23 protein-coding genes are annotated in these 22,973 nt (G+C 71.0%); 7 read left to right on the forward strand and 16 right to left on the reverse strand.

Going from position 1 to position 22,973, the window contains the following annotated elements; genetic code table 11:
• Positions 1-16: 16 nt before the first annotated feature.
• From ABH926_RS09265 to ABH926_RS09280, 4 genes are all read right to left on the reverse strand, one after another.
• On the reverse strand, positions 17-682 hold the full coding sequence (locus ABH926_RS09265) for a response regulator (protein WP_370364982.1): 666 nt from the start codon (positions 680-682) through the stop codon (positions 17-19).
• Entirely contained in the window at positions 679-1,878 is a 1,200-nt protein-coding gene (locus tag ABH926_RS09270; RefSeq protein WP_370364983.1) for a sensor histidine kinase, read from the reverse strand. Before ABH926_RS09270 ends, ABH926_RS09265 begins: the two co-directional genes overlap by 4 nt.
• A 132-nt stretch (positions 1,879-2,010) precedes the next feature.
• Positions 2,011-2,826, reverse strand: coding sequence for a hypothetical protein (locus tag ABH926_RS09275; protein WP_370364984.1), 816 nt, complete (start codon positions 2,824-2,826; stop codon positions 2,011-2,013).
• 92 nt (positions 2,827-2,918) lie between these two features.
• Complete coding sequence (locus ABH926_RS09280; protein ID WP_370364985.1) at positions 2,919-3,599, reverse strand: TetR/AcrR family transcriptional regulator; 681 nt, start codon at positions 3,597-3,599, stop codon at positions 2,919-2,921.
• A gap of 94 nt (positions 3,600-3,693) precedes the next feature.
• On the opposite strand from ABH926_RS09280, the gene ABH926_RS09285 reads away from it, so the two are divergent.
• Complete coding sequence (locus ABH926_RS09285) at positions 3,694-4,815, forward strand: epoxide hydrolase family protein (RefSeq protein WP_370364986.1); 1,122 nt, start codon at positions 3,694-3,696, stop codon at positions 4,813-4,815.
• Here ABH926_RS09285 and ABH926_RS09290 read toward each other — a convergent pair.
• Positions 4,774-6,141, reverse strand: coding sequence for an MFS transporter (locus ABH926_RS09290; RefSeq protein ID WP_370364987.1), 1,368 nt, complete (start codon positions 6,139-6,141; stop codon positions 4,774-4,776). The two genes, ABH926_RS09285 and ABH926_RS09290, sit on opposite strands and share 42 nt — an antisense overlap.
• 137 nt (positions 6,142-6,278) lie before the next feature.
• The gene (locus ABH926_RS09295) at positions 6,279-7,871 is read right to left on the reverse strand and encodes an MFS transporter (protein ID WP_370364988.1); all 1,593 of its coding nucleotides are present in this window, start codon (positions 7,869-7,871) and stop codon (positions 6,279-6,281) included.
• A gap of 167 nt (positions 7,872-8,038) precedes the next feature.
• On the opposite strand from ABH926_RS09295, the gene ABH926_RS09300 reads away from it, so the two are divergent.
• Positions 8,039-8,845 (forward strand): TetR/AcrR family transcriptional regulator, encoded by an 807-nt coding sequence (locus tag ABH926_RS09300; RefSeq protein WP_370364989.1) that lies wholly within the window; start codon positions 8,039-8,041, stop codon positions 8,843-8,845.
• A gap of 9 nt (positions 8,846-8,854) precedes the next feature.
• Positions 8,855-9,880 carry an aminoglycoside phosphotransferase gene (locus tag ABH926_RS09305; RefSeq protein WP_370364990.1) on the forward strand — a complete coding sequence of 342 codons (1,026 nt, stop codon included), beginning with the start codon at positions 8,855-8,857 and terminating at the stop codon, positions 9,878-9,880.
• Positions 9,881-9,886: 6 nt separating this feature from the next.
• Here the strand turns inward: ABH926_RS09305 and ABH926_RS09310 are convergent, their stop codons facing one another.
• Positions 9,887-10,687 (reverse strand): arylamine N-acetyltransferase, encoded by an 801-nt coding sequence (locus ABH926_RS09310; RefSeq protein WP_370364991.1) that lies wholly within the window; start codon positions 10,685-10,687, stop codon positions 9,887-9,889.
• A gap of 125 nt (positions 10,688-10,812) precedes the next feature.
• Here ABH926_RS09310 and ABH926_RS09315 point away from each other — a divergent pair, with 125 nt between their 5' ends.
• Positions 10,813-11,412, forward strand: coding sequence for a TIGR03086 family metal-binding protein (locus ABH926_RS09315; RefSeq protein WP_370364992.1), 600 nt, complete (start codon positions 10,813-10,815; stop codon positions 11,410-11,412).
• 19 nt (positions 11,413-11,431) lie between these two features.
• On the opposite strand, the gene ABH926_RS09320 is transcribed toward ABH926_RS09315, so the two are convergent.
• Both ABH926_RS09320 and ABH926_RS09325 read right to left on the reverse strand, forming a co-directional pair.
• Entirely contained in the window at positions 11,432-13,351 is a 1,920-nt protein-coding gene (locus ABH926_RS09320; protein ID WP_370364994.1) for a GTP-binding protein, read from the reverse strand.
• Between the two features lie 137 nt (positions 13,352-13,488).
• A complete protein-coding gene (locus ABH926_RS09325) occupies positions 13,489-14,232 on the reverse strand; it encodes a metallophosphoesterase (protein ID WP_370364995.1) in 744 nt (247 codons plus the stop codon).
• A gap of 46 nt (positions 14,233-14,278) precedes the next feature.
• Here ABH926_RS09325 and ABH926_RS09330 point away from each other — a divergent pair, with 46 nt between their 5' ends.
• Positions 14,279-15,733, forward strand: coding sequence for a PLP-dependent aminotransferase family protein (locus tag ABH926_RS09330; RefSeq protein WP_370364996.1), 1,455 nt, complete (start codon positions 14,279-14,281; stop codon positions 15,731-15,733).
• A gap of 21 nt (positions 15,734-15,754) precedes the next feature.
• Here the strand turns inward: ABH926_RS09330 and ABH926_RS09335 are convergent, their stop codons facing one another.
• The 4 genes from ABH926_RS09335 to ABH926_RS09350 form a co-directional block, all read right to left on the reverse strand.
• Complete coding sequence (locus ABH926_RS09335) at positions 15,755-16,720, reverse strand: ABC transporter permease (RefSeq protein ID WP_370364997.1); 966 nt, start codon at positions 16,718-16,720, stop codon at positions 15,755-15,757.
• Positions 16,717-17,562, reverse strand: a complete 846-nt coding sequence (locus ABH926_RS09340; protein WP_370364998.1) for an ABC transporter ATP-binding protein — start codon at positions 17,560-17,562, stop codon at positions 16,717-16,719. Before ABH926_RS09340 ends, ABH926_RS09335 begins: the two co-directional genes overlap by 4 nt.
• The gene (locus ABH926_RS09345) at positions 17,559-17,999 is read right to left on the reverse strand and encodes a GntR family transcriptional regulator (protein ID WP_370364999.1); all 441 of its coding nucleotides are present in this window, start codon (positions 17,997-17,999) and stop codon (positions 17,559-17,561) included. The genes ABH926_RS09340 and ABH926_RS09345 overlap by 4 nt, the downstream gene beginning before the upstream one ends.
• A 74-nt stretch (positions 18,000-18,073) precedes the next feature.
• Positions 18,074-19,117, reverse strand: a complete 1,044-nt coding sequence (locus ABH926_RS09350) for an NAD(P)-dependent alcohol dehydrogenase (protein ID WP_370365000.1) — start codon at positions 19,115-19,117, stop codon at positions 18,074-18,076.
• Positions 19,118-19,285: 168 nt separating this feature from the next.
• On the opposite strand from ABH926_RS09350, the gene ABH926_RS09355 reads away from it, so the two are divergent.
• On the forward strand, positions 19,286-20,308 hold the full coding sequence (locus ABH926_RS09355; RefSeq protein ID WP_370365001.1) for an endo alpha-1,4 polygalactosaminidase: 1,023 nt from the start codon (positions 19,286-19,288) through the stop codon (positions 20,306-20,308).
• Between the two features lie 73 nt (positions 20,309-20,381).
• On the opposite strand, the gene ABH926_RS09360 is transcribed toward ABH926_RS09355, so the two are convergent.
• The 3 genes from ABH926_RS09360 to ABH926_RS09370 form a co-directional block, all read right to left on the reverse strand.
• A complete protein-coding gene (locus tag ABH926_RS09360) occupies positions 20,382-20,852 on the reverse strand; it encodes a carboxymuconolactone decarboxylase family protein (RefSeq protein WP_370365002.1) in 471 nt (156 codons plus the stop codon).
• 82 nt (positions 20,853-20,934) lie between these two features.
• Positions 20,935-21,633 carry an alpha/beta fold hydrolase gene (locus ABH926_RS09365; protein WP_370365003.1) on the reverse strand — a complete coding sequence of 233 codons (699 nt, stop codon included), beginning with the start codon at positions 21,631-21,633 and terminating at the stop codon, positions 20,935-20,937.
• A gap of 5 nt (positions 21,634-21,638) precedes the next feature.
• Positions 21,639-22,196, reverse strand: coding sequence for a DUF4188 domain-containing protein (locus ABH926_RS09370; protein WP_370365004.1), 558 nt, complete (start codon positions 22,194-22,196; stop codon positions 21,639-21,641).
• A 121-nt stretch (positions 22,197-22,317) separates the two neighbouring features.
• Here ABH926_RS09370 and ABH926_RS09375 point away from each other — a divergent pair, with 121 nt between their 5' ends.
• Positions 22,318-22,971 carry a MerR family transcriptional regulator gene (locus ABH926_RS09375; RefSeq protein WP_370365005.1) on the forward strand — a complete coding sequence of 218 codons (654 nt, stop codon included), beginning with the start codon at positions 22,318-22,320 and terminating at the stop codon, positions 22,969-22,971.
• Positions 22,972-22,973: the final 2 nt, after the last annotated feature.

Raw genomic sequence — 22,973 nt, forward strand, 5'->3', positions numbered from 1 at the left:
CATCGCGGGTGCGGGCTCACCGGTTGTTCGCCGTCACCAGCCCCGACTCGTAGGCCAGCACCACCGCCTGGGCCCGGTCCCGCAGCCCGGTCTTGGCCAGGATCCGCGAGACGTGCGTCTTCACCGTCTGCTCGGCCAGGACCAGCTCGGCGGCGATCTCCTGGTTCGACAGGCCGCGGGCGACCAGCCGCAGGACGTCGAGCTCGCGCGGGGTCAGCGTGCTGATGGTGGTCGGCTCCGGCCGGTCGGCGGGCCGCCGGGCGGCGAAGTCCGCGATCAGCCGGCGCGTCACGGACGGTGCCAGCAGCGCGTCCCCGGCGGCCACCACCCGGACCGCGTGGACCAGTTCGGCGGCCGGGGCGTCTTTGAGCAGGAAGCCGCTGGCCCCGGCGCGCAGCGCGGCGTAGACGTAGTCGTCCAGGTCGAACGTGGTCAGCATCAGGACCCGGGGACGCTCGGGGGCGCCGGCCAGGATGTGCTGGACCGCCTCCAGACCGTCCATCACCGGCATCCGCACGTCCAGCAGCACCACGTCCGGCTCGTGCGCGGCCACCTCGGCGACCGCCTGCACGCCGTTCGCGGCGTCCCCGACCACCTCGATGTCGGGCTGGGCCGCCAGCAGCGCGCCGAATCCGGCTCGGACCATCGCCTGGTCGTCCGCGATCAGGACTCGGATGCTCACGCTTCGGTCTCCAGGGGGAGGGAGGCGGTCACCGCGAAGCCGTCGTTCGCCGTCGGGCCGGTCTCCAGTTCACCGCCGACCAGTGTGACGCGCTCGCGCATCCCCGCGATGCCCTGCCCGTCGGCCGCTTCGAGCTCCGGACCGAGCATCGGCGGCTCCGGCGAGGGCTCGTTGCGCACCTCGATCCGCACCTCCTCATCGGTGCGGGTGACCCGGACCGAGACGTCGGCGCCCCGGGCGTGCCGCCGGGCGTTCGACAGCGACTCCTGCACCACCCGGAACGCCGTGACCCCGATGAGCGGCGGCACATCCTCCAGGTCCCCCGACGTCTCCCACTCGGCGCCCGCCTCCTCGACCAGCGCCGGCACGTCGGCCAGCCGGGGCTGCGGCGCGGTCTGCACCTGCTCGTAGTCCGCGCGCAGCAGCCCGAGCAGCTTGCGCATGTCGTTCAGCGCCTCGCGCGACACCGCGCTGATCGACCGGAACTCCGCCTCGGCCTCGGGGCTCTGTCCGGTGATCCGGAACGGCGCGGTCTCGGCCTGCACCGCGATCAGCGACATGTGGTGCGCCACCACGTCATGCAGCTCGCGGCCTATGCGTGCGCGCTCCTCGAGCAGCGTGCGGCGGGTGCGCTCGGCCTCGGTGCGCTCCTCCTGCACCACCAGCGCCTGCCGGGCGTCGCGCCGGTCGCGCAGCAGCTCCAGGCCTGCGAGCGCGAGGGCCGATCCGCCGATCACCGAACCGATGCTCAGCGCGAAGCCGTAGCCGGGGCGGACGCTTTGCAGGAAGAGGGTCAGCAGGAAGTACGCCGTCGCCATCTCGACCCCGCGCCGCCGGTCGACCTCCAGGCCCGCGACCACCAGGGCCGCCAGCACGCACAGCTGGCTCGACGGCGACCACGGCCACACCGACCAGGGCAGCGGCGCCCCGACGACCGAGGCCAGCGCCGCGCCGGCCAGGGCGGACCCGGACAGGGTCGCGGTGAAGGCGATGAGCGGATGCCGGCGGCACCACAGGATCGGCAGCGCGCGCAGGATGGCGAAGAACCAGACGTAGGCGTCCTCGGCGCCGGCGCGCCAGACGCCGTGCGCCGCGTCGAAGCGTTCGTGCAGATCGGCGTACCCGAACAGGATCAGCCCGGCCACGGCGGCCGCCACGGTCAGCAGTTCGGCCGGGCTGAATCCGAGCCCGTCCATCCGCTGTCCCGGTATTTTCTGTGGTCGCTGTGGTGCCCCCGGCACGGAAGTCATGCCGACGACGGTAGCTCCGCCACCGCCGTCGCACGTCACACCGGAGAGCCAGGCTCCATGCAGTACCGGGGTAGGGGGTCAGTCCTGAATCGCGGGGTCCTGCTTCGCGACGTCCATCTTCGTCACGGCCAGCACCGCCACCAGCACCACGATGATCGCGAGCAGCACCAGGCTCACCGGCCCGGTCCCCCACGCCAGGCCGCCGCGCTTGACCGAGACGCCCATCCAGTCGGCGAATGAGGCGCCGAACGGCCGGGTCACGACGTAGGCGAACCAGAAAGCGAAGATCCCGTTCAGCCCGAACTTGTACGCCACCGCGGGCACCGCGAACAGCACCGCGAACATCACTCCGGAGGAGAAGTACCCGAGCTTCAGCGTCGTGGCGGTCAGGTCGCCGACCGCGGTGCCGAGCGCGAACGTGGTCACGACGGTCAGCCAGTAGAACAGCTCGCGGCGCGGTGTGGTGATGCTGTGGATCGACAGCGTGCCCTCGACCCGGTACCAGAGGACGAAGATCGCGGCGAGCGCGACCGCGAAGAACGCGGTGGACACCGCGTAGGGGATGCCGAAGCCGACGTGGAGCACGTCGGCGCACATGGTGCCGAACACGCTCACCATGACGACCGCGGCCCAGTAGAGCCACGCCGAGTACCGGCTCGCCTTGAACTGCACCCAGATCACGCCGGCCAGCACCAGCCCGGACAGCGAGACCATGATCTTCGGGTCCCACTTCTGGTTCAGGAAGTCCGAGGTGGTCTCGCCCATCCCGGTGGTGAGGATCTTGGTGACCCAGAAGATCAGCGTGACCTCGGGGACCTTGCTCAGCGTGGTGGCCGAGGCCAGGCCGCGGCGGGTGGAGCCGGCCGCGCTCCGCCCGGTCAGTTCGGTCGTCATAGCCGCAGATCATCTCAGAACCGGGGCCCGCCGAACGGGGTTGTCCGCAATCTGTTACAAGATGTAGCAGAAATTCGTCCCGGACCGCCGGCTCAGGCCTTCGCCCCGGGGATCCAGCGGGCCCCGAGTTCTTCGTCGCTCGGCGGCGGACCTGGCATCTCGGTGGTCGGGCCTTGCGTTCGCAGGGCGTCGAAGTGCATGGCCAGATAGCGGTGGCGCAGCTCCCTGGTCCGCTCCGGGCCCGCCCCGGTGACCGCGGTCAGCTGCTCCAGCACCATGGCGATGTCGTTCAGGGCGAAGTCGGGGCGGATCACGCCGGCCTTGTGCGCCTGCTCCAGGATCGCGTCGGCCAGGCCCACGGCGCGCACCGCCTGGCCGGACATCTCCGGGGTCGGGGTGAACGTCCCCGCCAGGTTCACGGTCAGCGCGTGCACGTCGGCGTCGATCACGGCGCGCAGGAAGCCGGTGAACGTCTCCCACGGTTCGGCCGGCGAGGCCAGGGCCGCCTCGGCGCACGCGATGTACGTCGCCAGGCCGTCCGCGCACAGCGTCTGCAGCAGCACTTCCTTGCTCTCATAGCGCCGGTACAGGGCACTGATCCCGACGCCGGCCGCCTTGGCGACGGCGGAGATCGGCGCGGACGGATCGGCGACGAAGACCGCGCGCGCGGCGCGCAGGATCGCCTCGTCGTTGCGGTTGGCCTGGGCCTTGCGGCCGGACAGCGGCCCGGTGCGGGGAGCGGGCTGGGTGGGGGGCATGGGCTGGGTGGGCATGGCTCCAGGCTAGCACTTGAACGGAATACTTTGTTCCGCTAGTCTCGATCCTAGAACGGAACGAGTGATTCCGTTCCAATTCCAGGGAGCAGCCATGACCGCCCGCCAGACACAGCCCGCGCAGCAGAACACCGCCATCCGTCCGTACCGCGTCGAGATCCCCCAGGCCGACCTCGACGACCTGCACCAGCGCCTGGACCGGACCCGCTGGACGCCGGTGGTCGACGGTGCCGACGGCGAGTACGGGACCCCGGTCTCCCGGGTGCGCCGGCTGGCCGAATACTGGCGGAACGGTTTCGACTGGCGGGCCTTCGAGGCCCGGCTGAACGCCCACCCGCAGTTCCTGACCGAGATCGACGGCCAGGACATCCACTTCCTGCACATCAAGGCCGCCGAGCCGAACGGCACCGCGCTGGTCCTCACCCACGGCTGGCCGGGCTCGCAGGCCGAGTACCTGGACGTCATCGAGCCGCTGACGGCGACCGGCTACGACCTGGTGATCCCCTCGATCCCGGGGTACGGCTTCGCCGGCCCGACGACCGCCAGGGGCTGGAACCTGCATCGCACGGCGCGCGCCTGGGTCGAGCTGATGGCCCGGCTGGGCTACGAGCGCTACGGCGCGATCGGCAACGACGGCGGTTCGATGATCTCGCCCGAGGTCGGCCGCCTGGACCCAGAGCACTGCGTCGGGGTGCACGTCACGCAGCTGTTCTCGTTCCCCTCCGGCGATCCGGCTGAGCTGGCCGATCTGACCGACGAGGAGAAGAAGGCCGTGGAGACGCTCCAATGGTTCTGGGAGAACATGGGCTCCTTCAACCAGGTGCAGTCCCAGCAGCCGCAGACCCTGGCGCACGCGCTGTCCGACTCGCCGGCCGGCCTGCTCGGCTGGAACGTTCAGCTGCTGCCGGCGAACCTCGACGACGACTTCGTCCTGGCCCACGTGGCGACCTACTGGCTGACCGGCACCACGGGCTCGGCGCTGCGTTTCTACCGCGAGATGGCCCTGGACGCCGAGCGGCCCGACGGCCCGACCACGGTCCCCACGGCGCTGGCCGGCTCGGGAGGCGACTTCTTCGGCATCCGCCGCTTCGCCGAGCGCGACCACGCGAACATCGTGCGGTGGAACGTGTACGAGACCCCCGGCCACTACACCGCGCACCAGGCCCCCGAGGTGCTAGTGCGTGACGTCGTGGAGTTCTTCGGCGGCCTGGGCTGAGTCCGGGGCGGACATCGAGACCGACCGCGTCTCGCGCGCGAAGTACAGGGCGACGATCGTCACCACGGCCGCCAGCCCCATGTAGAGCGCGAGCCACGCGGAGGTCTTGCCGCCGTTGTGCTGCAGGATCGCCACGGCGATCAGCGGCGCCGGCGCCCCGGCCGCGATCGAGGCCACCTGGTAGCCGATCGAGGCGCCGGAGTAGCGGACCCCGGTCGGGAACATCTCGGCGAAGAAGGCGGCCTGCGGGCCGTACATCAGGCCGTGGAAGGCCAGGGCGACGGTGATCGCGAGCACCGCCAGCGGATACGACTTCTGATCGACGAGCGTGAAGAAGATCGGCGTCCAGATCCCGATCCCGACCGCTCCGGCCAGGTACACCGGCCGCCGCCCGATCCGGTCGGAGAGCGACCCGAACACCGGGATGAGCACGGTCTCGACCGCCGCGCCGATCATCACCGCGTCCAGGCCGAAGGACTTCGACAGCTTCAGGTGCTCGGTGATCCAGGTGACCGAGAAGGTGGCGACCAGATAGAAGGAGATGTTCTCGGCCATGCGGGTCCCGAAGGCGATGAGGATCTCGCGCCAGGAGGTGCGGAACACCTCAAGGACCGGAAGCTTCGGCGGCGCGCTCGCCTTCTTGGCCTGCGCGGCCCGGAAGGCCTCGGTCTCGTTGAGCGACTTGCGGACCCAGACCCCGACCAGCAGCAGGATCGCCGACAGGCCGAAGGCCAGCCGCCAGCCCCAGTCCAGGAACGACTTCTCGCTCATGTTCTGGGAGAGCAGGATGAGCACACCGGTCCCGAGGACCAAGCCCAGCGGCGCACCGGCCTGCGGCCACGAGGCCCAGAAGCCGCGCCGGGACTGGTCGCGCTCGGCCACGATCAGCACCGAGCCGCCCCACTCGCCGCCGAGCGCGAAGCCCTGGACCATGCGCAGCGTGGTGAGCAGCACCGGGGCCCAGACCCCGATGGAGCTGTAGCCGGGGACGAACGCCATCCCGGTGGTGGCGATGCCCATGATCACCAGGCTGACCATCAGCGTCTTCTTGCGCCCGACCCGGTCGCCGACGTGGCCGAAGACCACGCCGCCGATCGGCCGCGCGGCGAAGCCCAGCGCGTAGGTGAGGAAGGACAGCAGCGTCGCGGTGAGCGGATCGCTCTTGACGAAGAAGACCTTCGGGAAGACCACAGCGGCCGCGGTGCCGTAGAGGAAGAAGTCGTACCACTCCAGCGTGGTGCCGACCATGGAGGCGCCGACGACTCTCCAGACGGAGTCGCCGGCGCTTTCGGATATGGGGGTCGTGGTGGTGGGGGAATCCGTCATGCAGGGAACAATGGGGCACTACTCTGCGTTGTGATATGGCTCACATGCCCACAGTCGCACGCGGGGTGGTGTCGCCGGTCAACACCGGGTTAACCCTGGTGGTCGAGTCCGTGCTCGCCGATCGTCCGGCGGATGGATCAGGCCTCGGCGGTGACCAGCGCCCCGTCGGCCGTGCCCGCCTCGGCGGCCGTGCCCGCCTCGGCACCGTCCACCTCGGTCGGGGCCGCCGGCGGCTTGACGTCCCGCAGCACCGCGAAGGACACCACGGCCGCGGCGATCACGCCGATCGCTCCGGCGATGTAGGCGACGGACGCGGCGTGGGTGAAGGCGTGCTTGGCCGAGTCCAGCAGGGCACTGTTTCCGGTGCTCTTGGCGATGCCGTAGGCCTCGCCGAGCGAGTGGCGCGCGGTGCCGGTGACGTTCGCCGGCATGCCCGCGGTGAAGCGGCTGGCCACCACGGTGCCCATGATCGCCACGCCCAGGGCGGCGCCGGTCTGCTGGACCGTGTCGTTCAGCGCCGAGCTGACGCCGGCGTGCTCCGGCGGGACCGAGCCCATGATCGCGGTGATCGCGGCCGGCATGGCCAGGCCGGAGCCGGCGCCGAGCAGGAACAGGCCGACGAAGAGCTTGCTCAGGCCGTCGTCCACGCCCAGGTCGGCCAGGATCCCGAAGGCCGCCGCGCAGATCAGCAGGCCGACGACCATCAGCGGCCGGTTGCCGAACCTCATGCCCAGGCCCGCGCCCAGGGTGTTGAAGATCAGCGCCGCGATGGCCAGCGGGATGAAGCACAGCGAGGCCTTCAGCGCCGAGAAGCCGAGCACGAACTGCAGGTACTGCGTCATCACCAGCAGCAGGCCGCCGTTGCCGATCTGCACCAGGGTCAGCGAGAACGAGCCGCCGGAGAAGTTGCGCTGCTTGAACAGCTGCAGCGGCACCATCGGCTCGGCGATGCGGGTCTCCCAGATTCCGAAGGAGACCAGCGCGATCAGGGCCAGCGCGGCCGCGGCCAGGGTGCCCGGCCGGGTGAAGCCCTTCGGGAACTCGATGATGACCCAGACCAGCGCGGTCAGGCCGACGATCGACAGGATCGTGCCCAGCGGGTCGGGCTTGCGCCACGGGCCCTTGCTCTCCGGCATCAGCACCACGGCGGAGATGACGGCCAGCACCGCGATCGGGATGTTCAGCAGGAACACCGAGCCCCACCAGAAGTGGCTGATCATCACGCCGCCCAGCACCGGACCGCCGACCAGGCCGACCATCGCCACCACGGTCCAGGCGGCCATCGCCTTGCGCCGTTCGGCCTCGTCGGTGAACACGGTGATCAGGATCGACAGCGTGCTCGGCATCAGCAGCGCGCCGCCGACCCCCATGGCGACGCGGGCGGCGATCAGCTCGCCGGGGTTGCTGGCCAGGGTCGCCACCGCCGAGGCGATGCCGAAGACCGTGAGCCCGATGATCAGGACCCGGCGCCGTCCGAACCGGTCGGACAGGCTCCCGGTGGTCAGCAGCAGGCCGGCGAACACCAGGATGTAGGAGTCGAGCACCCACTGGATGTTCTGCGCGCTGGCGTGCAGCGACTCGGTCAGCGCCGGCACCGCGACGGTCAGGACCATGTTGTCCACCACCAGCACCAGCGTGGCCAGGCACAGCACGATCAGGATGAGCCAGCGCCGCCGGCCCTCGACCGGTCCTTGCTCGGGTGCCGGTGCACCCGTTTCCACCTCTGACATGTCCCCTCCTCCTGGACGCGGCCGGCTTCCGCCCCCGTGGATGTCGCCGGCGCGCACACCGTTCGCATCTGCGCACAGTGTGCGCGTCGATGGGAACACCGTACGCTGATGCGTACGCCGTGCGCAACAGCGAACAGCGTGCGCACGTCTGGGCTATCGTGGACGGCGTGAACCCCGAATCTCGCTCCGAGGACCCGGACCCCGTTCCGGCTCCCGCTCTGAACTCGGTCTGGACCCGGCCCCAGCGCCGGCAGAAAGAGCAGCTCACCCGGGAGCGCATCGTCGCCGAGACGATCGCGCTGCTGGACGAGGAGGGCATGGAGGCACTGAGCATGCGCTCCCTCGGGCAGCGGCTCGGCGCCGGCGCCACCTCCCTGTACCGGCACGTGGCCAGCAAGGACGAGCTGATCGAGCTGGTGATCGACGAGGTCTACGGCGAGCTCGAGGTCCCCGAGCTCACCGACCCCGCCGGCTGGCGGCTGGCCATGCACATCACCGCGCACAGCCTGCGCCAGGCCGGGCTGCGGCACATGTGGATGATGCACGTGCTGGGCCAGGTCGGGCTGAACTACCTGGGCCCGAACGTCGTCTCGGTCACCCAGCGGGGCCTGGCCATCCTCACCACGGCGGGCTTCGACACCTCCGAGGCGGTCCGGGCGATGAGCTCGGTGTCCTCCTACGTCATCGGCATCACCTCCGCCGAGGCCGGGTGGCTGACGGCCCTGCGCCGCCAGGGCATGACCGAGCAGGAGTGGTACGAGAACATGGGCCCGCGGATGGCCGAGTCCGCCTCCGACGCCGGGCTGGCGGAGATCTACCTGGAAGAGCTCACGAAGGACCCCCCCGAATCGCGCCTGGCGAACTTCGTCTACGGGCTCGATCTCATGCTGGACAGTCTGCAGGTCAGGCTGACCGCCAAGCTGGCGGCCGACGCCGACGCCGACGCAGCGGTACGGCCCTCCGTGTCTCAGTAGGGTTCTGCCATGGTCGCCGAACAGTCGCAGTTGCCCCACAACCGCAACAACGCGGTGACCCGCGGCGTGTGGCGCGGCGAGGACGGTCTGGTCCACAAGGTCCTGACCCATCGCCGCAGCGACGCGCCGGCACAGTGGGCGTCGTCAGCCGAACCGCGTTTCTGGAACTACTGGCGGCGCGAAGCCGACGTCTACGCGAGCGGTCTGCCCGAGCGGCTGGGCCTCGGCGCGCCGGAGCTCGTCGAGCTGCGCGAGCTGCCGGACGGCGATGTCGAGCTGCTCCTCGAGGACGTCCCCGGGACGCACGGCGGCGATCTGACGATGGAGGACATCGCAGCAGTCGCCTTCGCCCTGGGCCGGGCGCAGGGTGCCGACCGCCGGCCGTCGGAGCCGTGGTTCAGCCGGGGATTCCTCGCGGACTACAGCACCACGCGGCCGGCCGACTTCGCGCTGCTGGACGACGAGCGAGTCTGGTCGCTCCCGCTGATCGCCAAGCACTTCCCGCCGGATCTGCGCGAAGCCCTGATCCGCCTGCACGGCAATCGCGACCGGCTGCTCGGCCTGATGACCCGCCTGCCGCGTACGGTCTGCCACCTGGATGTGTGGCCCAACAACGTGATCCGGCGCCCGGACGGCACCGTGGTGCTGCTCGACTGGGCCTTCACCGGCGACGGCGCGGTCGGCGAGGACGCCGGGAACCTGGTGCCGGACAGCTTCTTCGACTGGCCGCTGCGGCCGGGGTTCGCCGAGCACCTGCCGGACCTGGTGACCGAGGCCTATCTCGAAGGACTGCGAGCGGCCGGCTGGTCCGGCGACCCGCGGATGGCGATCCTCGGCATCCGCGCCTCGGCGGTCAAATACGACTGGCTGATGCCCTGGTGCCTGCAAGCAGCGCTCGACGACCGGCACCGTGCCTACGGCAGCGGCGAGGCCGTCGACCCCGATGTGCGCTACGAGGCGCGCGCAGCCGGCCTGGCCGTCTGCGCGCGCTGGGCCGACGAGGCTGTAGAGCTGGCGGATTCGCTGGGCCTGTAAGGGTTTCTAGACCTCGGGCGGGACGATGACGCCGAACTCCTCGGCCAGCACCTGCCGGACTTCGGCGTCGTCGGCGAGTTCGCGCTTTATCGCGGTGCCGTCGTTGTGGGTCGTGGTGAAGGTGCGGGCGTCCAGCTTCAGCAGGCGGTCGGGATACGTCCGGCAGACATAGACGCGGGAGCCGAAGGGGGATCGGGGGTTCCGCGCCATGAAGAAGTTGACGACCCCGAAATCGGGTGCGTAGTACGGCTCGACCGTGAACGAGTACTGATCACGCCATTCGCCGTCCGTGAACGCACGCAGGACCCACTGGTCCAGCGGGCCGTCGGCGGGCGTGACGACGAGCCGGTGGCGGCGCGGTTCGTCCGCGGTCTCGCCCTCGGCCAGCGGCACCGGGTCCAGCAGCGCGCCCTCGGTGCCGAAGCCGACGTCGGTCAGGTAGCGGCCGGGGTCGCCCGGGGCCTCGGCGAGCAGCAGCATGTGGGTGCGCGGCCGCAGGTCGCCGGGCATGGCGCCGACCAGCACCCGGGCCGCCAGCAGCGTGACCTCGAAGCCGAGCGCGCGCAGCGCGGCGGCGTAGAGCGTGTTCTGCTCGTAGCAGTAGCCGCCGCGCGTGGTGTCGCGGACCAGCTTCGCCGTCAGATCGCCCAGGTCCAGCGACGGCACCACGCCGCGGATCGGGTCCAGGTTCTCGAACGGGATCGCGTAGATGTGTGCGCGCTGAAGGGCCCGGAGGGTTTCGGCGCTCGGGGTGCGGTCGCCGGTGTAGCCGATGCGGGCGAGGTACGCGTCGAGATCGAAGTCCACGGACGGAACGCTACTCGCAGCGGTTTCCTCTATGCCGGGCCCAACAGTGGAACGAAACATTCCGTTCTGTTAAACTGGAGACCTGACCACGGCACCACGCCGCGGGCCGGACGAAGGGATCAGTCATGACCAGCACCGGATTCGCCGCCCTCGACGCCTCGCACCGCGCGCTGCGCACCGTCGTCGGCGCGCTCGCCGCCGACGACCTGGACCGCCCGACCCCGTGCTCGCAGTGGTCCGTCACCCAGGTGCTGCGGCACGCGGCCGGCGACCAGATCGGCTTCGCCGCCTTCCTCGACGGCGGCGCCGGCCCGGACGAGAACCCCTTCACCCCGTCGGCGACCCCGCCTCAGGACCCGAAGGCCCACGTGGGGCAGGCCCTGGGCCGGTCGGCCGCGGCCTGGGCCGGCGTCGACCCGCGGGCCGAGGAGGTCGCGGTCCCGGTCCCGCCGAACAAGCTGAGCGCCCGGGTCGGCGCCGGGGCGTGCGCGCTGGACGCCGCAGTGCACGCGTGGGACATCGCGGTGGCGACCGGTCAGCCCTCGCCGCTGACGCCGGAACTGGCGGCGGAACTGCTGGAGGTGGCGCGGCAGATCGTCGAGCCGCTGCGGCAGTTCGGCGCCTACGCACCGGCGCTGGCTCCGGAGCCGGGCGACGACGCCGAGGCAGAGCTGCTGCGCTACCTCGGCCGTGAGCCGCGCTGGTCGGCCGCCGCGGCTGGGTGAGGCGGTGACCGGCCGGCCCTCACACCCCGCGCTGCACCCGCATCAGATACTCCTTGCGGTCCAAGGGGTTCGCGTCCCATCGGGCGCGCTCGGGCACCTCGCCGCCGCTGACCGGGGCGAAGTGGTCGAAGGCTGATTCCAACACGCCCTCGCCTCCGGTCAGCCCGGGGATCCTCCGCCCCAGTGCGTGGACCCGCGCGGCGGGGACCATCCCCTCCAGGACGGCCGCCTCTCCGGCCACCGTGGTGGAACCCGGCACGGCGCGGAACGCCGCCAGAACCGGCAGAACCGTTCCCAGCAAAGCGCTCGGCACCTCCAGCCGGAACCGGTGCAACGGCTCGCAGACCTCGGTCCGGGCCTTCGCCAGCGCTTCCATGAGCACCAGCGGCGTCAGGGACCGGAAGTCGCCCGCCGTGCTCGACATGCTCTTGTCGAAGGTGCCGTGCGCGTGGCTCTGCCGGGCCCAGTAGCCGCTGCGGGTCAGGGTCACCACCGCGTCGGGGATCTCCCAGCCGTGCAGCCCCGAGGCGAGGGTGGCGCGCACCGTCTCCTCGATCGCGGTGAGGAACGCCGGCGGCAGCGACCCGAGTTCGATCTCCAGCCCGAACGACACCCCGGAACCGGCCGGCGCCGGGGCGATCCGCAGCCCGACCGTCGCCAGGAACGGATTGTCGCCGCGCTTGATGACGTCCAGGCCCTCGCCGACGCCGAGTATCCGCTCGACGCAGATCGGCCTCGTCTCGCGGAAGTCCACGGCGACTCCGTACTCCTCGCAGAGCGTGGTCTGGATGACCTCCTTCTGGACCTCGCCGTAGAGCGATAGCGAAGTCTGCGCGCGGTCCCGGTCGTAGCGCAGGCCGATCAGCGGATCCTGCTCCGCGAGCTGCGTCAGCGCGGCGAACATCGGGCCGCGGTCGGCCTGCTCCCGGGGTTCGACCACGGTCTCCAGGGTCGGCGGCGCGAAGTACGTCGCCGCGGTGTCCTGCTCGTTCTCCTCCTCGTTCTCCTGGCCCGCGCGCGCCCCGAGCCGGTCGCCGATCCGGACCCGGGTCAGGCCGTGGACGACGCCGATCTGTCCGGCGCTGACCACCTCGGCCGGGACCGGCGCGCCGTCGGCCGCGGACAGCACGGAGATCCCGGTGACCCGGCCGCTCGGCAGCCGGTCGCGGGTCTTGAGGGCCCCGGCGAACATGCGCACATAAGCGATCCGCTCGCCGGCGGCCCCGCGCTCGACCTTGAAGACCCGGCCCGCGGCCGGGGTCGCGGTGTGGTCGGCCGAGCGCGGCAGCAGGTGCTCGATGCCGGCCATCAGGTCGGGGATGCCGGCGCCGGTGATCGCGGAGCCGGAGTACACCGGATGCGCCGCGCCCCGTCGGCTGTCCGCGGCCAGCTGGGACCACAGTCCCAGCCGCCGCAGTTCCGGGACGTCGGAGACGAACCGCGCGGCGCGGGTCCCGGCGCCTTCGATCCGGCCGAGCGGGAAGGCGGCCGGTGTGAGCTTCGCCGAGATCTCCGCGAGCACCCGCGCCGGATCGGCTCCGGCGCGGTCGGCCTTGTTGACGAACAGCACCGTCGGCAGCCCGAGCCGGCGGACGGCGCGCATCAGGACCCTGGTCTGCGGCTGCACGCCCTCGACCGCGGACACCACCAGCACCACGCCGTCGAGCACCCCGAGGGTGCGCTCGACCTCGGCGATGAAGTCGGGGTGTCCGGGCGTGTCGACCAGGTTCACGGTGGTCCCGCCCAGCGGGAACGCCGTGACGGCGGCCTTGATCGTGATGCCCCGGCGGCGTTCCAGCTCCAGGCTGTCGGTCCGCGTGGTGCCGCGGTCCACGCTGCCGATCTCGTCGATGACCCCGGCGGCGTGCAGCAGCCGCTCGGTCAGGGAGGTCTTACCGGCGTCGACGTGCGCCAGGATGCCCAAGTTCAGATACCGCACCGGAAACCGCGTCCTTCGCGTCGGCTGACATGACCAGGAGAGTGGGCACGTAAGCCAAGCGGCGCATGCGCGGTTCCTTCCGGACGGAGAACGGGACCCGACCAGTGCAACACCGCGTTGCGGTGTCGGCAACCGGATTACACGACACTGCGATAGTGCGTGGTGATCCGCTGCCGGTCATCGATGACGTGGAAGGCCAGCGACGGCGGCTGGTCCAGGTGGACCGGCCGCTCCCCCTCCCAGGGCAGCGGCACCGTGGAGACCACTCCCGGCGCGACCAGCAGCGGCAGGCCGGCGAAGCGGGTGGCGGCGGCGGTGTGCGCGTGCCCGGCCAGGAAGGCGACGACGTTCGGACGCCCGGCGACGGTCTCGGCCAGCCGGTCCTCGGCGAACTGCCGGATCCGGTCCACGAACGGCGCGTGCAGCTCGACCGGCGGATGGTGGAAGCCGATCACGAAGGGGACGCCGTCCGGTGTCGCGTCCAGCTCGGCGGTCAGCCACTCCAGCGTCGCGTCGGCGAGGTACCCGTCGTCCCGGCGGGGGATCGAGGAGTCGCAGAGGGCGACGACGAACCGGTCGGTGCGGTGCACCTGGTCGATCGGCCCGGTCGCGGCCGGGACGCCGAGCAGCGTGCGCCGGAACGCCTCGCGGTCGTCGTGGTTCCCGGGGCAGACCAGCAGCGGGTGGCGGGTGGCCGTGGCTTCGCGGACGGCCTCGTACTCGCTGTCCAGGCCGTGGTCGGCGACGTCCCCGGTCAGCACGACCAGGTCCAGGTCGGCCGGTAGGGCGTCGAGATGGTCGAAGACGCGGCGGGTGCGCTCGGCGGCGCGGGGTCCGGCGTCGATGTGGATGTCGCTGACGTGCGCGATGACGACTGGCATGCTCCGAGCGTAGGCAGCGACCGGTCCACGGTTAAGCTCCACTTCCATGGCGAAAGCTTGGACCGGTTCGCGCCTCGACCTGCATCTCGACCTGCACCCAGACCTGCACCCAGACCTGCACCCAGACCTGCACCGCGGCATCGGCGCCGCCGGGCCCGCGAAGCGCCGCGCCGCGCTGGAGGCCGCGCTGCGCGAGGCGATCCGCGACGGCAGCCTGCGCCCCGGCGTGCCGCTGCCGTCCAGCCGCGGCCTGGCCGAGCAGCTCGGGCTCTCGCGCGGCACGGTGACCTCCGCCTACGGCCAGCTCGTCGACGAGGGCTTCCTCACCGCGCGGCCCGGCTCCGGTACCGCGGTCGCCGACGTGCGCGACCCGAAGCCGCCGGCCGCCTCGCCGCACCGGTTCGCGGCCCCGCGGCCGGAGCACGACCTGCGGCCGGGGAGCCCGGATCTGGCGGCGTTCCCGCTGCGCGGCTGGACCGCCGCGACCCGGCGGGTGCTCGCGGCGGCCCGCCCGGAGCTGTTCGGCGCCGGGGATCCGCAGGGCCGGTACGAGCTGAGGGCCGCGCTGGCCGACTATCTCGGCCGGACCCGCGGCGTGCAGACCTCGGCCGACCGGGTGGTCATCACCAGCGGCTACCACCAGAGCGTGCAGCTGGTCGCGCGGGTGCTGCGGTCGCAGGGGGCGACGACGGTGGCGTGGGAGGATCCGGGGCACGCGGTCTTCCGGGAGCTGGTCGCCGGGACCGGCCTGAAGGTACGGCCGCTGCCGGTGGACGAAGGCGGCGCGGTGGTTGACGCGCTGACCGACGAGTCCGCCGTGTTCCTCACGCCGGCGCATCAGTATCCGACCGGCGTACCGCTGGATCCCGCGCGGCGTCGGGCGGTCGTCGAATGGGCCCGGGCCGCCGGGGCGCTGGTCGTCGAGGACGACTACGACGGCGAGTTCCGCTACGACCGGCGTCCGGTCGGCGCGATGCAGCCGGTCGCGACGTGCGAGGTCGTCTACTGCGGGTCGGTCTCCAAGACGCTCGGCCCGGGGCTGTGCCTGGGCTGGCTGGCGCTGCCGTCGCGACTGGTCGAGGACTTCGTGCGGGCGAAGCTGGAGACGGAGCCCTTCGGCGAGAGCGTCGGGCAGGCGGTGCTCGCCGACTTCGTGTCCTCCCATGCCTATGACCGGCACGTCCGCGCCTCCAGGCTCCGCTATGGCCGGCGCCGGGAGCGATTGATGGAGGTGCTCGAAGAGTTCCCGAGGCTGACTGCGCACGGCGTCCCCGCCGGTCTGCATGTCCTGGTGACGCTGCCCGCCGACGGACCGGGGGAGAGCGAGATCCGGGCCGAGGGCGAGGCGCGAGGCTTGGCGGTCCGCGGTTTGGCCGAGCTGTATCAGAACCTGGACGAAGCCGGACAAGGGCTGCTCATCGGCTATGCCGGTCCGGCGGAACGCGCGTTCCCGGCGGCGCTCGAAGCGCTCGCCGGGACTCTTCGCGCGGTGGGTCTCTAGTGGTGGGCCTCTAGCGGGCTGCTAGCCGACCGTGGTCCGGGTCTTCTTCACGCACCACCACGCGACCGCCAGCGCGATCACGAACAGCCCGAGGTTCATGCCGTTCTCGATCAGGTGGAAGGTGCCCATCCGGGAGGCCGGCTGGAACTTGTCCAGGGTGCCGATGATGCCGTGCTGGTGCAGACAGGCGTTCATGTCGTCGGCGGTGCCGCACCAGCTGTCCATCGCTTGCTGAGGTGTGTGGGTCCCCCCGTGGGTGTCCAGGAAGGAGGCGTTCGAGTTGAGGCTCATGTCGTTCACCGCCGTGGACAGGGGGCTCCCTCCGCCTTTGCTGAGGTCGAACGGCTTGATCAGCGTCACCGGCTTCATGAACCGCGGCCGTAGCTGGACCATCCCCACCATGCGCACGATCCACAGCCCGCCGACCACCGCGATCGCCACCAGCACCCGCCGGGTCGCCGCTCCCGCCGCGATGCCGACCGCCAGCCAGGCCAGGCCCAAAGTGAGCGGCAGCCAGCCGCCGGCCTGGAACTGCGTGCCGTCGAAGAGGCTCGCGCCGGTGTAGACGTGGTACTCGTGCGCCAGGTGGATCGACGCGCCGGCCAGGACCGTGCCCATCGCCCCGACCAGCACGACCATCACCGTGGTCTTGCCGGTCAGCCACCGGAGCCGGCTGACGTCCTGCGACCAGGCCAGCGGCAGCGTGCGCTGCTCGAACTCGCGGGCCAGCAGCGGGACGCCCCAGAACACGGCGACCAGCACCGGGAGGAAGACGACCGAGTTCATCAGATAGCTGGCGTGCGAGGGCACGCTGTCGGTCTTGGTCCCCTGACAGCCCTTGGCTGAGGCGGTGGCGCACTTGGCAGCCAGGGAACCGAGGTCAGAGGCGGTCATCAGCATCAGGACGGCCAGCACCGCGGTGATCACCGCGCTGACCACGATCGGCCAGCGGTGCTGGCGCCAGGTCAGCCAGATCAGGCCCTTCACAGCTCCTCCCCGAGGCTGCGGTTCGGCTTCAGATAGGCGAGCACCAGGTCCTCCAGCGTCACCGGCTGGGCCTTCCACGGCTCGGCGACCGGGGTGTCCGGGCCGAGCAGGGTGCGGACGACAAACGTCGACTGCCGTTCGGTGTGCTGCGTCTGCACGATCTCGCCCTCGATCGGCGGGGCGTCGGCGCGCGGGCCGGTGAGCCGCGCGTGCTGGGCCAGCAGCTCCTCGATGTCGCCGTCGAGCTTGCCGTGGCCGTGGCTGAGCAGCAGCAGGTGGTCGCCGACCCCGGCCAGCTCGGCCACCACGTGGGTGGACAGCACGACCGTCATGTCGCTGTCGGCCACCTCGGCCAGCAGCTCGCCGGTGACGTCGCGGCGCGCCACCGGGTCCAGGTTGGCCAGCGGCTCGTCCAGCAGCAGGACCGAGGGCCGCGCGCCGAGCGCCACGGCCATCGCGACCTGCGTCTGCTGGCCGCCGGAGAGCTTGCCGCAGGGCCGGTCCAACGGGATCTCGAAGCGGCCCAGCCAGTTCAGCGCGCGCTGCTGGTCCCAGGCGCGGTTCAGGTGCCGGCCGAAGGAGAGCATCTCGGCGACCTTGAACGAGCGGTAGAGCGGCTTCTCCTGGGACAACAGCACCACGCGGCCGTCCACCCGGATCTCGCCCTCGGTGGCCGGCAGGATCCCGGCGGCCATCGACATCAGCGTCGACTTGCCGGCGCCGTTCGCGCCGACCAGCGCGATGACCTTGTTGGCCGGCAGTGCGACGGTGAAGTCCTTGAGGGCCCACAAGCTGCGGTAACGCTTGCCGAGGCCGTTCGTCTGTATAGCGAACTCGGTCATCTCGCGGATCCGAGCTCTGATCCGTGCCCGGCCGCGCGCTGCTCAGCCGTCAACTCCCCCGGCGGCTCCGCGAGCACCGAGGTCATCAGGGCCCGCAGGTCGTCGTCCTCCAGGCCGGCGTCGCGGGCGTCGCCCACCCAGCCGGTCAGGCGGTCGCGCAGCTCGCCCATCACGGCCGGGTCGGCAGAGCCGCCGAGGGTGCCCGACACATAGGTGCCGGCGCCCTGCCGCGCCTCGACCAGTCCCGACAGCTCCAGCTCGCGGTAGGCCTTCAGGACGGTCGCGGCGTTGACGGCGCAGGAGGTGACGACCTCCCGCACCGTGGGCAGCTTGTCGCCGGGGTGCAGCAGCCCCAGCCGCAAGGCCTCGCGGACTTGTTGCACGAGCTGCGCGTAGGCCGGGACGCTGCCGGCCCGGTCGACATGAAAATCGATCACGAAAAGACTCCCGTCGCAGGATCGGACGAGAGAATTGTTACGGTTAACTAGAACACTAGTCAACCGTTACGCGGTCACCGCAGCGTGGAGATGTCGATGACGAACCGATACCGCACGTCAGAGGCGAGCACCCGCTCGTACGCCGCGTTGACGTAGTCGGCCGCGATCACCTCGATCTCGGCGCCGATCCCGTGCTCGCCGCAGAAGTCGAGCATCTCCTGGGTCTCGGCGATCCCGCCGATCAGCGAGCCGGTCAGGACCCGCTGCCGGTTCAGCAGCCGCAGGTGCAGGCCGCTCTCCTCCGGCGCCGCGCCGACGTTGATCATCACTCCGCCGCCGACGGCCAGCATCGAGATGTAGGAGTCCATCGGGAGCGGCGCGCTGACCGTGCTCAGGATCAGGTCGAAGCTGCCGGCCAGTTCCTCGAACGTGGCCGGGTCGGACGTCGCGCGGTAGTCGCTCGCCCCCAGGGCCAGGCCCGCATCCTTCTTGGACAGAGTCTGGGACAGGACGGTCACCTCGGCGCCGAGCGCGCGGGCGATCTTCACCGCGACGTGGCCGAGCCCGCCGAGGCCGACCACCGCGACCTTCTTGCCGGGGCCGGCGCCCCAGCGGCGCAGCGGCGCGTAGGTCGTGATGCCGGCGCACAGCAGCGGCGCGGCGGTGTCCAGCGGCAGCGCGTCCGGGATGCGCACCACGAAGCGGTCGGTCACCACGATCTGCGTGGAGTAGCCGCCCTGGGTGACGGTGCCGTCCACGTCGGTGTCGCCGTAGGTCCAGACCGCCTTGACCGAGCAGAACTGCTCCTGGCCGCGTTCGCACTCCTTGCAGGTCCCGCAGGAGTTCACCAGGCAGCCGACGCCGACCCGGTCGCCGACCGCGAACCGTGTCACCTCGGCGCCGACCTCGGAGACCACGCCGGTGATCTCGTGGCCCGGCGCCAGCGGGTAGGGGCACGCGCCCCAGTCCCCGCGGACCTCGTGGATGTCGGAGTGGCAGATACCGGTGTAATGGATGTCGATCCGCACATCTCGGGGTCCGACCTCGCGGCGCTCGATGGTGATCGGCTGGAGCGGGGCGGTCGCGGAGATGGCGCCGAAGGCGTTCACTGTGGGCACTCGATCATCAAACCCCCTGATCAACGGCTCGCGCCAATCACGGGACCGGCGAGGGCCGGCCGCACCGGCGCCGAGCTGGTGGAAAGTGGTCACGCGGGATGACCGATACCAAGCTCCTTACGCGCGGCAGCGGTTAGCATCGCCGTGTCGGGAGTGAGAGGTGGGGCGATGCGCGGGCGTGTAGTGGTCGTGGCGGCGGTTCTGGCCGTCGCGGGGTGTTCCAGCGGCGGCGGGTCGAAGCCGGATGCGGCGCAGGCCGGCGGTTCGACCGCGGCGAGTTCGTCCATGCCGAGTTCGTCCGCGCCGAGTTCGCCGGCGGCGGATTCGCCGGCGACGACGCCCGACCCGACGGCCGGCTCCTCGTCGTCCGCCTCGCATTCGCCCTCGCCCTCGCCGTCGCCGTCGGCCGGCAGCAAGTCCAGCTCGCCGAGCCAGGCCCAGGCCCCGGCCCCGGCCCCGGCCGCGGCCAAGGCCGGAGCCCCGCCGCCGACCGGTGTGAAGTGGGACTACCAGATCGGCGGCGCCTACGCCCCGCCGGCCGGCGTCCGTATCGTCTCCCGCGACAGCTCGGCCTCGTCGGCGCCGGGGCTCTACAACATCTGCTACATCAACGCCTTCCAGGCGCAGCCGGACGCCACCGGCTGGTGGCAGAGCAACCACCCCGACCTGTTGCTGAAGACCTCGTCGGGCGCGCCGGTGATCGACCAGAACTGGAACGAGCAGCTGCTCGACGTCTCCACCGACGCCAAGCGCACGGCGCTCGCGCAGATCGAGGGCGGCTGGATCGCCTCCTGCGCGGCAAAGGGATTCCAGGCCATCGAGGCCGACAACCTCGATTCCTACTCCCGTTCCCAGGGCACGCTCACCGCCGACGACGACGTCGCGATGGCCACCCAGCTGGCACGGCTGGCCCACGCCAAGGGGCTGGCGATCGCGCAGAAGAACACCACGGAGTTCCTGCCGCGCGCCCATCAGATCGGTTTCGACTTCGCCGTCTCCGAGCAGTGCGGGAAGTACGGCGAGTGCGGCGGCTACGCGAGCACGTACGCCGACCACGTGGTGGACGTCGAGTACGACGACTCGGGATTCGCCGCCGCCTGCCGCGACTACGGCGGGAAGATCGCGATCGTGCTGCGCGATCAGGACGTGAGCCCGGCCGGCGGCTCCTCCTACGTCTACAAGACCTGCTGACGCTGACGCTGACGACGCTGACGACGCCGATGACGCTGACGCTGTCGGGAGCCGCCGGCCGGGCCGGCTTTCCTCACCACTGGCCGGGCTGATAGCTCCCGGCGGGGGTGCGGGCGATCACGTTCAACCGGTTGTAGGCGTTGATCAGGGCGATCGTCGACACCAGGCCGGCCAGCTGCTCCTCGTCGAAGTGCTTGGCGGCGTTCTCCCAGACCGCGTCCGGGATCCCGCCGGCCGCGTCGGCGATGCGGGTGCCCTCCTCGGCCAGCTCCAGCGCCGCGCGCTCGGCGTCGGTGAACACCGTGGCCTCGCGCCAGGCCGCCACCAGGTTCAGGCGCTCGGGCTGGTCGCCGGCGTGGACGGCGTCCTTGTAGTGCATGTCGGTGCACATGCCGCAGCCGTTGATCTGGCTGGCCCGCAGCAGGACCAGCTGCGTCGTGGCGTAGGGGACGCCCGAACCCTCGGCGGCCTTGCCCGCCGAGTTGATGTACTTGCTGAACTTCTGGCCGGTGGTGGTGCCGTAGTAGTTGAAGCGGGCTTCCATGGCGTGCTCCTCGGGTCTTGGCTATCGCGTTCGCGTTCGCGTTCGTTAGGTAGACCCGTGGAACGGAGGAGATGTGACAGCCTCAGAGACCGGCCTCGTCGCGGTACTCCTCCAGCCGCCGGACGAGCTCTTCAGGCCGCGCGAGCGGGAGCAGGTGGCCGCCGGCCATCTCGTCCGGGGCGAAACCGAACCGCTCCTGGACGGTGCGGCGCTGGAAGTCCAGGGGGAAGAAGCGGTCGTCCCGGCCGGCCAGGAAACGGATGGGGAGGTCTGCCGGCAGCGCCGGCATCGGCGGCGGCCCGAAAGGCCGGTCGCTCTGGCCGACCTCGCCGTGCTCCCAGGCTTCGGCCACCACCTCCGCCGGGACGTTGTGGAAGAAGACCACCTTCAGATCGGCGTCCTGCGGGATCCCGAGGCGGGCATCGCTGTCCTGCTTGGCCTGGCGCCAGTCGGTCGCCTCCCACCACTGTCCGGCCGTCTCGCCCTCCTTCGGGGCCATCGCCGAGAGGAAGACCAGGAGCTTCACCGGGATCCGGTGAGTGAGCACGGTTCCGGTGAAACTCCCCATGGACTGCGCGACGACGATGATGTCGCTGTCGTCGGCGTGGTCGCCGAGTACCGCTACGGCCGCGTCGGCGTATTCCTCGATCCCCGCCTCGGGATCGGCGACGGGCAGGTCGGGGGTGACGACGTGGTGTCCGGCCGCGCGCAGCAGCGGGACGACGCGGTGCCAAAGCCAGGAGTCCGAAGACGCTCCGTGGATCAGGAGGTAGGTAGCCACGGTTCCTACGCTAGCTGCGCCTCACCCACTTTTTCGTAGCCGAAGCCGTCGGGTCGGGCCATCACCTCGTCGAGGCCGCGGAAGGCTCCGATGCCGGTCGGGGGCATGTCGCCGTACAAGCACTGATACGAGCCGGCGCGCACCGACAGCATCTCGTGCCAGATCCCGACGGCTCCGTTGGAGCCGGTGATGCGCTCCGTGAAGCGGTCCTGCGCGGGGCGGTGCGTACGGTTCTCGTCATGGGAGAACGCGCGGATGTCGCCCGCGCGGCGCCAGTACTGCACCACGGTTACCTGTCCGGGCCAGGGGCCCCACAGGATGCGGTAGCCCAGAAGCGCGCTGTCGGGGTCCGCGCTCAGTTCCTTGAGCATGCGCGGCATGGCGCGGAAGACCGGGAACCAGTGGTGCACGGCCCACCACTTGTTGATCCGCGCCCCGATCAGCAGCACCGCGATCGGCTCGGTGTTGTCGGCCATGAAGCGCCCGGACATCCGCTTGTGGTGGTTCGGTGCGCCGGGCACTGAGCGGGTCCAGTGCATGGGCATCGGGTTCTGGATCGGCATGGCGAGACCCCCATTGAGTGGTGGCTCCGGGTGGTGCGGGCAGCAAGGATAGTTGAACTATCCTTAGCGGTCAGGGTAGAACCCGGCGCGACGGCTGTCGAGACCCGGAGCGGGAGAGAACGTGCACCTGGCGGAGTTGAGTCGACGCAGCGGTGTGTCGGTCCCGAGCATCAAGTTCTACTTGCGCGAGGGGCTGCTGCCGGCCGGCGTTCCGCTGTCCGCGCGCAAGGCCGAGTACAGCGACGAGCACGTCCGGCGGCTCCGGCTGGTGCGGGCGATGCTGACCATCGGCAAGATGTCGGTCGCCCAGGTGCGCGACGTCCTGGCGGTCGCCGACGATCCGGCCTTCACCCGCCACGAGCGCCTCGGCATCGCGCAGTACATGCTGCCGCCGCACGCGGAGGCCCCTGCGGAGGACGCGGAGGAGCGGCCCGCGTGGGACGAGATGCGCACCTTGATCCGCGACGAACTGCGCGCCCTCGGCTGGCGCTTCGAGGACAAGGCGCCGGCGCTCGACATGCTGACGCAGTCCGTGGTGACGCTACGGGGCCTGGGCTACAAGGCGACGGTGGAGCACCTGCGCGGGTACGCGAAGGCGATTCACCCGATGGCCGAGACGGAGTACGCGACAATCGCCGAGTACGAGCAGATCGAGGAGGCTATCGAGGCGACGGTCGCCTACACGGTGCTGGTCGAACCGGTGCTTTTGGCGCTGCGGCGGTTGGCGCACGAGGATGTCTCGTCGCGGCTGCACTATGGCGATCGCGAGGCCTGATC

The organism is Catenulispora sp. GP43 (assembly GCF_041260665.1).
Lineage (GTDB): Bacteria > Actinomycetota > Actinomycetes > Streptomycetales > Catenulisporaceae > Catenulispora.